The following is a 12560-nucleotide window of genomic DNA, read 5'->3' on the forward strand; positions in this document are numbered from 1 at the left end:
CTGCGGCCGGGCCTCGGCTGGTGTTCTGGGGCTCTGCCTCAGGCCCCGCGCCTCAATCGCCGGCGGGGCTGGGTGGTGTGGGGCGGGGCCCCGCCGGAGTGTCTCCTCGGCTCGCGCGGTGCTGCCTGTCTCGGTTGTGCCCGGTGGTGCGCGCTCGTCCTGCGGGGACACTCCGCCGTGCCCCCACGGGGAGGGGTGTCCCCGCAGGACGAGCGCGCAACCCCCGAGCACAACCGAGAAGGCCCGGACGCGCCGAGCCGAGGAGACACCCCTCCCCGGCCCCGCGACCCGCCCGCACCATCAAGCCCCGCCGGCGATTGAGGCGCGGGGTCTGGGGCAGAGCCCCAGCACACCGGCCGGGGGCCGTCCCGGACGGCTCCGTGGAGGCGGCCCGGCGGGAGCCTGCGGCCGAAGGCGAGCAGGACGCGCAGCCGGTCCTCGGGGACGCGCCGGTCGAGGCCGAGGGCGACCGTGATGTCCAGTCCGTGCACCACGTCGTGGCCGAGGGCCGCCGCGGACCCGCCGACCGGCGGGGTCCACGGGTGGTGGGCGCCGTCCCGCAGGAACGCGGAGAGCCGGGCCGTCGAATGGGCGGCCGCGTCCCTGCGGGCGACCCGGTCGGTCATGCGGTGCAGGTTCCCGCGCGCCTTGACGAGTTCGCCCATGGTCGCGGGCAGGGAGAGCCGGAACCCCATCGACATGTGGGCCACGACCTCACGCACCCGCCAGCCGGCGCAGGCTCGGCTCGTTCCACTGGTCCTCCCGCAGGCCGTCGAGCAGATCGGCCGGCTCCTGGCGTTCCGCCGCGATCAAGGCCCGGTGAGAAGTCGTGTCCGCCATGTGATCCAGCCTGCGGCCAACTCCGCCATAGCTCCAATAGATTGATGTGCTCCGCACTAACATCACCGGTTATGGAACTGCGCCAACTGCGCTATCTCGTCGCCGTCGTCGAGGAGGGCGGCTTCACCCGCGCCGCCGCCCGGCTGCATCTGGCCCAGCCCGGACTCAGCGCCCAGAGCCGGCAGTTGGAGAAGGAGCTCGGGCAGCCGCTGCTCGACCGGTCCGGCCGGTCGGTGACGCCGACCGAGGTGGCCGGGCCGTCCTGCCGTACGCGCGGGCGGCGCTGGCCGCCGCGGACGCGGTGCGGCAGACCATGGACGAGCACCGGGCTGCTGCGCGGCAGGGTCACGCTCGGGCTGCTCTCCGGGGCCACCGGCCACGCCTTCGACGTCGAAGGCGTGGCCGCGTTCCTCGCGGAGTTCCACGGCGCCCATCCCGCCCTGGAGATCGCCCTGACCGAGGACACCTCGGAGCGGATGCAGACCGCGCTGCTGGCCGGTGAGATCGACATCGCCCTCCTCGGACCCACGTGGGAGGAGCCTCCGCCCGGCCTCACCCACCGGACGGTCATCGACGTGCCGCTCTGCGCCGCCGTGGCATCCGGTGACCCGCTGCTCGTCCCCGCCGGCCGCACCACGGTCCCCCTGGCCGAGCTGCGCGACCGGCCGCTGATCTGCATGCCGCGCGGTACCGGCGTACGGGCGTCACTCGAACGCGGCTGCGCCCGGGCCGGGTTCCGGCCCCGGGTCGCCTTCGAGGCGGCGTCACCGCAGGTCCTCGCACAGTTCGCCGCCCGCGGCCTGGGCATCGCCGTGATGCCCTTCGGGGAAGCGGGACCCGGCCCGGCGGCGGGCTGTGCTCGCTGCGGATCGTGGAGCCCGGCCTGCGCCGCATCGTCCTGGTCTGGCCGGCCACCGGGCCCGCGAGTCCTGCGGCGCGGGCGCTCCTGGAGCGCTTGCGCGACACCCTGCCGGCGTCACCGCTCTGACCATGTGGTCGTGCCCGTGCCCAGGCCGATCGTGGCACGGGGCCGCATGGGCTCGTCATCGCGGCGGGCGAGCAGCACGACCTCCTCGACCCGTGCCGCGGTGCTGCCCAGGCGGGCCGCGCATTGCGCGGCCAGGCCCCGGGGGTCGCGGGTACGCCCGAGCGAGAGGTGCGGGGTGAACTCCGGGAACCGGCCGCGGCATGCCGGGAAGGGTTCCGCGAGGCTCTCCTGGAGCGCCGTCCACGGGGCGAGGCCGGCCGCGGCGGGGTCCAGCCACACGGTGGCGTAGCCGCGGTGCCGGAAGGCGCGCACCCCGCTGAGCCTGACGTCGAACGGCTCGATGCCGGCTGCCACGGCCGCCAGCAGCGGGGCGGCCCGGGCGAAGTCGGTCTCCGGGACGAAACCGAAGACCAGGTTCACGTGCGGGGGCCAGCGGCGGATCTGGGGGTCGTGCTCGGCCCGGATGCCCTGGACGGCGGGCCACAGGCCGGCCGGCGGAAGCCACACCACGGCGGTCCGGGGCGTGGGGGCCACCCCGAGGAAACCGGGGACGCCGGCTGCGCCGCCGGCGGCCGGGGACACGTTCACACGGCCATGATGCCCCCGGTCACCCGGTGAAGGAGCCGTGGCGGCCCGCTCCGGCCGCGAACCGGTCGGCGCCGGCTCGGGTCTCGCCGGTGGTGAGCGGTACGAGGCCGTGCCGGTACTCGGCCGCCAGGGCCTCCCGCTCCCCAAGACCGTGCTGTTCCCGTACGGAGAGCCGGTCGTGGCGCAGGCACGTCTGCGGGAACGCGGCGATCTCGTGCGCGAGGCGTTCCGCCGCGGAGCGGGCTTCCCCGGGCGGTACGAGGCGGTTGACGAGCCCCATCCCGTGCGCCTCGGCCGCGGTCACGGGGCGGCCGGTGAGAATCAGGTCCATGGCGCGGCTCTCGCCGATCAGGCGGGGCAGGCGCACCGTGCCGCCGTCGATCAGCGGTACTCCCCAGCGACGGCAGAACACACCGAGGGTCGCGTCCTCCTCGGCCACCCTCAGATCACACCACAGGGCCAGTTCGAGCCCGCCCGCCACCGCGTGCCCGCTGATCGCGGCGATCACCGGCTTGGTCAGCTCCATCCGCGTGGGACCCATGGGCCCGTCGCCCTCGGCCCGTACCCGGTTGCCGCGGTCGGTCCCGACGGCCTTCAGGTCCGCGCCCGAGCAGAACGTACCGCCGTCGCCCCACAGGACGGCGACGGCCGCGTCCTCGTCCGCCTCGAAGGCGCGGAAGGCGTCGGCGAGCCGGGCCGCGGTCGGGCCGTCGACCGCGTTGCGTGCGCCCGGGCGGTCGAGGATCACCGTGGTGACGGGACCGTCCCGTTCGATCCGGACGGCGGCCGGTTCTGCGGGCGGGGCGGCGGGTGTCGTCCCCGGTGGTTCGGAGGTGGTGGACACGGCGGAACTCCATGGGTCGAGTGGTGCGGGCGGACGCGCAGGAGGTGCGATCGACCACTCTGGGGCAATCACGGGCCCGGCACGAGAGGGGCCCGGTCCGCGGGACGGCCGTCCGCCCGGACATACATGTTCGAACCGGGTCGAACGGGGGTATACGTCCTGTTCGAATCCGATGAAGAGACGCAGACGGCGAGACCCGAGATGTCCCAGTGCAAGATCCCCGACTACCGCACCGGCCACCGCGGCCGCCACTGGACTCATGCCCTGCGCAGTGCCCAGCGGGCCGGGGCCGTCATCGTGACCGACGAAACCCGCGAGCCGGTCGGCTACGCCCACGACAGCACCGGGCCCGGCCGCTTCCGGCCCTGGATCACCGCCGCCGGCGACCGCTACGACAGCCACGACGTCCACCCGGAGTGGTAGCCGTCGCTCCGTGGTCACGCGCGCGGCGGACCGGCCGTGCAGGACGGGCACAGCCCGCGGTAGACGATCTCGACGTCGGACACCGCGAAGCCGAAACGCTCTTGCGCCGGCAGGTCCGCCAGCGGGTCGCCGGTCGGGTGGACGTCGCGGATGAGGCCGCAGCCGGAGCACACGAGGTGCTGGTGCGGGCGGTGCGCGTTGGGGTCGTAGCGCTTGGCACGCCCGTGCGCGGAGAGTTCCGCGACCTCGCCGAGGGCTACCAGCTCGCCCAGGGTGTTGTAGACGCCGGCCCGGGAGATCTCGGGCAGCCGCCGGGCCGCACGGGCGTGCACCTCGTCGGCGGTGAGGTGCACGTGCTCTCCGTCGAGGACCTCCGCGACGACACGTCGCTGGGACGTCATGCGCCAGCCGCGCCCCCGCAGCCGCTCCAGCAGGTCACTCATTTCGGCTCACCAGTTCGGGCTCGGCGGGACAAAGGAAGTCGGCGGACCTGTCACGGGCCCGAAAAGCGAGTACAGGTTACCCGGCGATGATGCGGGCGGGGCTTTCCATAACGGCCGGCCGATAACGATGATCATACGATCTTCCTCGTTCTCTCCCTTTCCCGCGCGGGCGGAAACCGGGAAAGCCGGTTGGGCGGGCAAGCCCTGCGTGTTCTCTCCGCCACGCGGTCTGCGGTGCGCGACCATACGGACGCCGTCAAGAGCGAGCAGCCAGCAGTTGGAAGCACCGAGACAGGAAGAAGGACGGACGTGTCCGGCAGCGAAAGCGAGAACCCAGCAATCCCCTCCCCGACCCCCGCGCCCACTCGTCCCAGGACGAACCGGGACTGGTGGCCGAATCAGTTGGACCTCCAGGTTCTCCACCAGAACTCGCCCCAGGCCAATCCGCTGGGCGGGGACTTCGACTACGCGGAAGAGTTCGCGACCCTCGACGTCGACGCGCTGAAGCGGGACGTCTTCGAGGTGATGACGACCTCGCAGGAATGGTGGCCCGCCGACTACGGCCACTACGGGCCGCTCTTCATCCGGATGAGCTGGCACGCCGCGGGTACCTACCGCATCGCCGACGGCCGCGGCGGCGGCGGTTCCGGCGCGCAGCGCTTCGCCCCCCTCAACAGCTGGCCGGACAACGCGAGTCTGGACAAGGCGCGCCGGCTGCTCTGGCCGGTCAAGCAGAAGTACGGCCGGAAGATCTCCTGGGCCGACCTTCTGGTTTTCGCGGGCAACTGCGCGATGGAATCAATGGGGTTCAAGACGTTCGGATTCGGCTTCGGACGGGAGGACATCTGGGAGCCCGAGGAGGTCTTCTGGGGTTCCGAGGACACCTGGCTCGGGGACGAGCGCTACAGCGGCGACCGGGAACTCACCGGTCCTTTCGGCGCGGTGCAGATGGGATTGATCTACGTCAATCCCGAGGGCCCCAACGGCAATCCGGATCCGGTCGCCGCCGCCAGGGACATTCGTGAGACGTTCGGGCGCATGGCGATGAACGACGAGGAGACCGTCGCGCTCATCATCGGCGGCCACACGTTCGGCAAGTGTCACGGTGCGGTCGACCCCGAGTACATCGGTCCGGAGCCGGAGGCCGCCCCGCTGGAGCAGCAGGGCCTCGGCTGGCACAACTCGTACGGCAGCGGCAGGGGCGTCGACACGATCACCAGCGGGCTCGAGGGCGCGTGGACGACCGAGCCGACGAAGTGGGACAACGGGTACCTGGACAATCTGTTCAAGTACGACTGGGAGCTGACGAGGAGCCCGGCCGGGGCGCAGCAGTGGACCCCCAAGGACGCTTCGGCGCAGGGCACGGTGCCGGACGCGCACGATCCCGCCAAGCGGCACGCCCCGATGATGCTGACGACGGACCTCGCGCTGAAGGTGGACCCCGTCTACGCGCCGATCTCGAAGAGCTTCCACGAGAACCCGGACAAGCTCGCCGAGGCGTTCGCCAAGGCCTGGTACAAGCTGCTGCACCGCGACATGGGGCCGCTCTCGCGGTACCTGGGCCCGTGGATCCCCGAACCGCAGCTGTGGCAGGACCCCGTCCCCGCGGTCGACCACGAGCTGGTCTCGGCCGGGGACGTCGCCGCCCTCAAGGGCCGGATCCTCGCCTCGGGGCTGACCGTCTCCCAGCTGGTCACCACGGCGTGGGCGTCGGCGGCCAGCTTCCGCGGAACCGACAAGCGCGGTGGGGCCAACGGCGCCCGGATCCGGCTCGCGCCGCAGAAGGACTGGGAGGTCAACGACCTGCCCGAGGTGGCCGAAGTGGTGCGGGTGCTCGAAGGGATCCAGCGGGACTTCAACGGTTCCCAGGGTGGCGGGACGAAGGTTTCGCTCGCCGACCTGATCGTCCTGGGCGGGTGTGCGGCGGTCGAGCAGGCCGCGAAGAACGCCGGGCACAAAATCACGGTCCCGTTCGCGCCGGGGCGTACGGACGCCACGCAGGAACAGACGGACGTGGAGTCCTTCGCCGTGCTCGAACCGAGGGCCGACGGGTTCCGCAACTACCTGCCGGCGGGAGAGAAGCTGTCGCCGGAGACCCTGCTGCTGGACCGTGCCAGCATGCTGAACCTGACGGCGCCCGAGATGACGGTGCTGGTCGGCGGTATGCGGGCCCTGAACACCGGCTTCGGGCGGTCCGCGCACGGCGTGTTCACCGACCGGCCGGAGACGCTGACGAACGATTTCTTCGTCAATCTGCTCGACATGGGCACGCAGTGGAAGGTGTCGGCCACGGACGAGAACGTCTTCGAAGGCCGCAGCCGCGGCTCCAACGGCGAACCCAAGTGGACCGCGACCGCCGTGGACCTCGTCTTCGGTTCGAACTCCCAGCTCCGGGCCATCTCGGAGGTGTACGCGTCCAAGGACGCGCGGGAGATGTTCGTCCGTGACTTCGTGGCGGCCTGGGACAAGGTCATGAACCTCGACCGGTTCGACCTCGTCTGACGCGAGCGTCCCGGCCGGCCGCTCGTGGCGGCCGGCCGGAACGTCAGCGGTGTGTCAGAGGGAGCTCTTCGAGGCCGTGGAGACGACGCACTCCTTGTACTCGCTGCCGTCGCCCTTGCCCGTGTACGGCGCGGTGGCCTCGGTCTGCTGGGAGGCACCGGCCTTGACCTTGAGTCCGGTGACCCGGGCCTGGGCCGCGACCGCGCTGGAGCCGGCGGCCGGGTTGAACTTCATGGTGATGCTGTAGGTCTGGTCCAGAGAACCGCTGTTGGTGACGGTCAGCCGGGCGACCAGGTTCTTGCCGGTGCTGTCCAGCTTGCAGCTGTCGATCTTGATGTCGCGCTCGGCCTTGTCCCTGCTGGTGCCGCCGGTGGTGGTGCCACCGGAGCTGCTGCTCGTACCGCTCGTACCGCTGGTGCTGTCGCTGCCGCTGCTGCCGCTGCTGCCGCTGGTGGAGCTGCCGCCGCTGCTGCCGCCGGAGCTGCTGGAGCTGGAGCTGGAGTGGCTGCCGCCGCCACAGCTGGCGCCGTGGGAACCACGGGCACCGGTCAGGGCGACGACGGCGATACCGAAGACGGCTATCGCACGAACATGACGAAACTTCACGTTTGAACCCCGTTGGAATATCAGGAACCGAAATGCGCCCGCCTTGACGAGCACACGTCACCCTAACAGCGGATTCGGACAACGCCATTCCGCCACGCCCGCACCCTGCGGGCCCCCCGGCCGCCGTCAGCCGGTGTCGACGACGAGGTCGGCACGGTGACGGCCGCGGGCGATGAGGCGGGCGTTCGCCTCGTCCGAACGGGCCACCCACGCGCGCGCGTCGGCCGGCTCCCTGCCGTGGCGCACGTGCCGTTCGACCAGGCGACGGACGCGCGTGTCCTCGTCCGGAGCGCAGTACCAGATCTCGTCGAGCAGCGGCCGCACACCGGCCCACTCCCCCGCGTCGTGCAGCAGGTAGTTCCCTTCGGTGATCACCAGCGGTACGTCCGGCGGGACGGGAATGCTCCCGGCGATCGGCTCCTCGACGGAGCGGTCGAAGGCGGGCGCGTAGACCGTGGCGCCGTCGGAGGCGCACAGGCGGAGCAGCAGCGACACGTACCCGGCCGCGTCGAAGGTGTCCGGGGCGCCCTTGCGGTCGGCGCGCCCCAGCCGGTCCAGCTCGGCCTGGGCGAGGTGGAAGCCGTCCATGGGGACCACCACGGCCGTTCGCGGACCGAGTTCCTCTGCCAGCCGGGCGGCGAGGGTCGACTTGCCGGCGCCCGGCGGTCCGGCCACGCCGAGGATCCGCCGGCCGCCCCGCCCGGCCAGCGCGGCCGCCCTCACCACCAGCTCCGTCGTCGTCTGCACGTGCGTATCCTGCCCGAGATCTCGCGCCGCGGGCGGGCCGGGCGGCGGCGCCGCGGTCGTCGCGCACTGCTGCGCGCCGCGCCGCCGCCCGGCGCGTTCAGCAGAGGGGGCAGGCGTCGCGGATGACGCGCCAGGTGAAGGTGGTGGAGGCGGTCGCGCCTGCGGCGTCCCTGGCGGTGACGGTGACCGTACGGGTCCCGCTGCCGCGCAGGACGCCCGAGATCAGGCCGGTCGAAGCGTTGATCGAGGTGCCGAGCGGCAGGTTCGACGCGGACCAGCTGTACGGTGTGGCGCCGCCGGTGGCCTTCATCTGCAGGCGGACGCTGTCCCACTGGTAACCGACCTGGTTACCGGGGTTGACCACGGCCAGGGCGGCCGCCTCGTCACGGAGGACGACGCCGGTGGCGGCGGCCTGCGGTGCGGCGAGGGCCGTGCCCGTCGGCGCGGCCAGGAGGGCCGCCAGGCCGATGGCCAGGGCCGCCAGTCTGCGCGGGGTGCGTAAGTGTGTACTCAACAGGACCTCCGAACTCGTCGGGTGGCGTGGGCGGTTCCGGCAGGAGTCCCGGGCGCCTTCAACCCCCGTGCTGGGTATGTGTGTTCGAGGTGCGGTACGGCGTCGGAATCATAGGCGGCCGCACCCGCCGCGTCGATGGTCCCTCACGCCCGCGTTCGACGCCCGCCCCGCGAAAAGGCCCCCTGGCACCGCGGAGCCGTGGAACCGCGGAGCCGTGGAGCGCGTCGTGGTTCACGACCCTTCGGGCACGGGCTTCCAGCCCCAGGCCGTGAGCATGCCCGCGGACAGTCCTGTGCATCCGGGGGAATCGAGGTAGCGCACGGCCTCGTCCAGCTGTCCGTCGTCGACGAGGCCGGTGCCCACCATCGCCTCGCGGGCACGCTCCCAGGTGTCGGCCCAGAACCTGCTGATCGGGCTGCCCGGCTGGAGGGGCGGTACGTGGATCTCGGCCGCCACTGATTCCAGGCCGGCCTCCCTCAACAGCTCGGGGTACCGCGGCACTTGGGTGACGTCCGTGCCGATGCTGTCGCGCAGCCCCTGCCACATGGCCCGCATGGCACGGGTGTAGGGCGTGTCGGGTGCGGAGGCCGTGGTCAGGTCGACCGCATCGCTGACGACGAGGACGCCGCCGGGGGCGAGCAGCCGGCTGAGCCCCGCGACCGTCCGGCGCGGGGAGGGCAGGTGCATGAGCACGAAGCGGGCGTGGACCAGCCGGAAGGTGCCCGGGGTGAAGTCGTCGGCGGTGACGTCCGCCTGGAGCACGGACAGTCCGGTCACGGGGTGCGCGGCGAGGAAGCGGACGTCGCGGTCCACGGCGAGGACCTCGGCCACGCCCGCTTCCTCCAGCAGGCGGCGGGCCACCGTGCCCGTTCCCGCCCCCACCTCCAGGCAGGTCCAGCCGGGGCCCGCCCCCAGGGTGCGGAGCCGGGCCATGGACGTGTCGTCGTACGTGAGGGCTCCGAGGTCGATCCGGTCGCCCTCGCCCCCCTGGTCCGGCCGGAAGACCCGCTCGCCGTAGCGCCCCTCGTCCGGGGATCCGGCGCCGTCCGGTGACAGCCCTGTGTCAGCCATGGGGCAATTGTCCCCTCGATCGGCCGCGTGCGCGTGGTGCACCGTCCGCCGTGCCGTGCCGTGCCGTGACGGACCGCGCCGCGCCGGACCGGGCGTGCCGGACCGGGCGTGCTCCGTCAGGCTCCGCCCGCCCGGGTGGAGAGCGACGTGTGCCAGGCCGGGGGTTCCGCGGCCGGCTCCGGCGCGGCCCGGCGTCCGCCCGTGGCGAAGAAGGCCGACAGCGGGAGCGTGGCCGCGCCGACCGTGACCGCGTCCGGTCCCAGCGAGCCGAGGCCCACCGTGACCCGTCCGGCCGGGTGGCGAAGGGAGTAGCGGGCCGCGTGCTCGCGGACCGACGGCAGGATGTACGGGCCGAGCAGCAGCCCCGCCCAGCCGCCGATCAGGATCCGCTCCGGCTGGAACAGGTTGACCAGGTCCGACAGGCCGGCACCCAGGTACTCGGCCGTCTCGTCGAGGATCTCCACGGCCACCGGATCGGCCGCGCGCGCCGCCGCGAGCAGCTCCGCGAGGGCCTCCTCCTCGTCCACCGCCCCGGGCCGCGCCGGGCCGCCGCCGCGCTCCGCCCACCGGGCCAGCAGCGACTCCGCGCCCGTATAGGCCTCCAGACAGCCCAGCGCGCCGCAGCGGCACCGCCTGCCGCGCACCGAGACGGTCAGGTGGCCCCATTCGAGAGGGGTCCCCTCGGTGGTGCCGCCGTCCGGCGACCCGTCGGTGATCAGGCTCGCGCCGACGCCCGAGCCGAAGAGGACGACGACCGCGTCCTTGGCCCCGCGTCCGCCGCCGAACCACATCTCCGCCTGGCCGAGGGTGCGCGCGCCGTTGTCGATGAGGTACGGGACCTCCTCGGGCAGCGCCCCGGTGGCCCGCAGCAGCCGTTCCAGCGGGACCGCGTCCCAGCCGATGGTCTGGCCGTGGACCACGGATCCGCCCGGTGCGTCGTGGTCCACGATGCCGGGCACGCCGACCCCGACGCCCAGCAGCCGGTCCGCGCCGATCCCCGCGTCGGCCAGGACGGTGGCGATGCCCGTCCTGACGTGGTCGACGACCGGGCCGACGTCATAGCAGCCGCGCGGCAGCAACGGCATCTCGGTGCGGGCGAGTTCGGTCAGGGCCAGGTCGAACAGCTCGACGCGGACCCGGGTCTCGCCCACGTCGACGCCGATCATGTACGCGCTGCCGGGGCGGACGCGCAGCAGGGTACGGGGCCGGCCGCCGTCCGAGTCGACGACGCCGGCCTCCTCCAGCAGCCCGTCGGCGACGAGTTCACCGACGACGTTGCTGACGGATCCGGAACTCAGCCCGGTCGCCGGTCCGAGTTCCTGGCGGCTCATCGGGCCCCCGAAGTACAGCCGCTGGAGCACGGCACTGCGGTTGCCGCGCCGCAGGTCCCGTACCGTGCGTCCGCTTCGCCCTGTGGTCATCTGGCCCCTTCCACCGTCACGTCCTCGTGACACCGCTCGCAACATACCCTTGCGCGACCACTTGACGCGACCCTTCCACGAGGCTTAACTCACGTCCTAAATTAAGCCCTGGGCCAAACCGGTCGGTCCAGCGCACCAGGCATTGCCGCGGGACACCGGCCTTCCTCCCGACCCCTTCCGAAAGGGACCGAGCCGTCATGCGCAGATCCGCAGCCACCGCCACAGCCAACGCCGCCGTCAACGCCGCCGCCAGAGCCGCGGCCGCCGCCGTCACCGTCGCCGCCCTGCTCGCCACCGCCACCGGGTGCGGCGGCGGGTCCACCGACGGCGCCGGCTCCAACTCCGCCCCCGACGAGCTCACGTACTGGGCCTCCAACCAAGGCGCCGACATCGCCGCGGACCAGGCGGCTCTCGGCCCGGAGCTGAAGAAGTTCGAGGAGCGGACCGGCATCAAGGTCAAGCTGGAGGTCATCCCCTGGTCCGATCTGCTCAACCGGATCCTCGCCGCGACCGCCTCCGGGCAGGGCCCCGACGTCCTGAACATCGGCAACACCTGGTCCGCATCGCTCCAGGCCACCGGGGCCCTGCTGCCCTGGACCGCCGAGAACTTCCAGGCCATCGGAGGCCGGGACCGTTTCGTCGCGTCCGCCATGGGCTCGGCCGGGGCCGCCGGCCAGGACCCGGCCGCCGTCCCCCTCTACTCCATGGCGTACGCCCTCTACTACAACAAGAGGATGTTCCAGGAGGCGGGCATCGAGAAGCCGCCCGCCACCTGGGACGAGCTCGTCGAGACCGGCCGGAGGATCAGCGGCGGCGGCACGTCCGGCACGTGGGCGCTGGGAGCCGAGGGCGCCAACCTCGCCAACAACATCCACCAGGTCTTCGTCCTGTCCCGGCAGCACGGCGGTTCCTTCTTCGACGCCGCCGGCAAGCCCACCTTCGACACCCCCGCCAACGTCGACGCCGTCAAGCAGTACGTCGACCTGATGGCCAGGGACAGGATCGTCGCGCCGGGCAACGCCGAATACGACAAGAACCAGTCCCTCCAGGACTTCGCGAGCGGCCGGACCGCCATGGTGCTGTGGCAGAGCGCGGCCACTTCGTTCAAGGCCCACGGCATGAAGGAGGGCGACTGGGGCACGGCCCCCGTCCCGGTCCCGGCCGGCGCCGCACCGGGCACGGGCGGCGCGAGCGTCAACTCCATGGTCGCCGGCATCAACATGGCCGTCTTCAAGAACACCGACAACCTCGACGGCGCCCTGAAGTTCGTGGGGTTCATGACGAGCGACGAGGAGCAGAAGGTCCTCAACAGGACCTACGGCTCCATCCCGCCCGTCAAGGCGGCGCAGGGCGACCCCGCCTTCGCGGACCAGGACCTCACCGTCCTGCGCGACACGCTCGCCACCAGCGCCGCCCCGCTCCCCCAGGTGCCCGAGGAGTCGCAGTTCGAGACGACCGTCGGCACGGCCGTCAAGGAGCTCTTCGCCGATGCCGCGGCGGGCCGGCCGGTGACCACCGAGTCGGTCAGGGCCAAGCTCGCCAAGGCCCAGCAGCAGATGGCGAACTGAGCCGT

12 protein-coding genes and 1 pseudogene are annotated in these 12560 nt (G+C 72.6%); 4 read left to right on the top strand and 9 right to left on the bottom strand.

The features are described from left to right. Window positions 1–714: 714 nt before the first annotated feature. Window positions 715–840: a hypothetical protein gene (locus IG86_RS45025; protein ID WP_267886303.1), complete on the bottom strand. Its 126-nt coding sequence runs from the start codon at window positions 838–840 to the stop codon at window positions 715–717. Window positions 841–911: 71 nt separating this feature from the next. Here IG86_RS45025 and IG86_RS41110 point away from each other — a divergent pair. Further along, window positions 912–1607 (top strand): annotated as a pseudogene (locus tag IG86_RS41110) (LysR substrate-binding domain-containing protein); the annotation flags it as partial. A 209-nt stretch (window positions 1608–1816) separates the two neighbouring features. Here the strand turns inward: IG86_RS41110 and IG86_RS0112225 are convergent. After that, the gene (locus IG86_RS0112225) at window positions 1817–2416 is read right to left on the bottom strand and encodes a 2'-5' RNA ligase family protein (protein ID WP_030896720.1); all 600 of its coding nucleotides are present in this window, start codon (window positions 2414–2416) and stop codon (window positions 1817–1819) included. 19 nt (window positions 2417–2435) lie between these two features. Then, the gene (locus tag IG86_RS0112230; RefSeq protein ID WP_030828180.1) at window positions 2436–3191 is read right to left on the bottom strand and encodes a crotonase/enoyl-CoA hydratase family protein; all 756 of its coding nucleotides are present in this window, start codon (window positions 3189–3191) and stop codon (window positions 2436–2438) included. Between the two features lie 270 nt (window positions 3192–3461). On the opposite strand from IG86_RS0112230, the gene IG86_RS0112235 reads away from it, so the two are divergent. Then, window positions 3462–3683: a hypothetical protein gene (locus IG86_RS0112235; RefSeq protein WP_030828182.1), complete on the top strand. Its 222-nt coding sequence runs from the start codon at window positions 3462–3464 to the stop codon at window positions 3681–3683. A 14-nt stretch (window positions 3684–3697) separates the two neighbouring features. Here IG86_RS0112235 and IG86_RS0112240 read toward each other — a convergent pair whose 3' ends face one another. Beyond that, entirely contained in the window at window positions 3698–4126 is a 429-nt protein-coding gene (locus IG86_RS0112240) for a Fur family transcriptional regulator (RefSeq protein WP_030828186.1), read from the bottom strand. A 309-nt stretch (window positions 4127–4435) separates the two neighbouring features. Here IG86_RS0112240 and katG point away from each other — a divergent pair, with 309 nt between their 5' ends. After that, entirely contained in the window at window positions 4436–6628 is a 2193-nt protein-coding gene (gene katG, locus IG86_RS0112245) for a catalase/peroxidase HPI (protein WP_030896721.1), read from the top strand. A 54-nt stretch (window positions 6629–6682) separates the two neighbouring features. Here katG and IG86_RS42945 read toward each other — a convergent pair whose 3' ends face one another. The 5 genes from IG86_RS42945 to IG86_RS0112270 all read right to left on the bottom strand — a co-directional run bounded on the left by IG86_RS42945 (window position 6683) and on the right by IG86_RS0112270 (window position 10987). Beyond that, window positions 6683–7234 carry a hypothetical protein gene (locus IG86_RS42945; RefSeq protein WP_030896722.1) on the bottom strand — a complete coding sequence of 184 codons (552 nt, stop codon included), beginning with the start codon at window positions 7232–7234 and terminating at the stop codon, window positions 6683–6685. Between the two features lie 126 nt (window positions 7235–7360). Further along, a complete protein-coding gene (locus IG86_RS0112255; RefSeq protein WP_030896724.1) occupies window positions 7361–7981 on the bottom strand; it encodes a nucleoside/nucleotide kinase family protein in 621 nt (206 codons plus the stop codon). Between the two features lie 97 nt (window positions 7982–8078). After that, window positions 8079–8495, bottom strand: a complete 417-nt coding sequence (locus IG86_RS42950) for an Ig domain-containing protein (RefSeq protein ID WP_030828197.1) — start codon at window positions 8493–8495, stop codon at window positions 8079–8081. Window positions 8496–8726: 231 nt separating this feature from the next. Beyond that, complete coding sequence (locus IG86_RS0112265) at window positions 8727–9566, bottom strand: class I SAM-dependent methyltransferase (protein WP_037942325.1); 840 nt, start codon at window positions 9564–9566, stop codon at window positions 8727–8729. Window positions 9567–9682: 116 nt separating this feature from the next. Continuing rightward, the gene (locus IG86_RS0112270) at window positions 9683–10987 is read right to left on the bottom strand and encodes an ROK family transcriptional regulator (RefSeq protein WP_030896728.1); all 1305 of its coding nucleotides are present in this window, start codon (window positions 10985–10987) and stop codon (window positions 9683–9685) included. Window positions 10988–11184: 197 nt separating this feature from the next. Between IG86_RS0112270 and IG86_RS0112275 the strand changes: the two genes are divergently transcribed. After that, window positions 11185–12555: an ABC transporter substrate-binding protein gene (locus IG86_RS0112275; RefSeq protein ID WP_045937410.1), complete on the top strand. Its 1371-nt coding sequence runs from the start codon at window positions 11185–11187 to the stop codon at window positions 12553–12555. Window positions 12556–12560: the final 5 nt, after the last annotated feature.

Source organism: Streptomyces virginiae, assembly GCF_000720455.1.
Classification (GTDB): domain Bacteria; phylum Actinomycetota; class Actinomycetes; order Streptomycetales; family Streptomycetaceae; genus Streptomyces; species Streptomyces virginiae.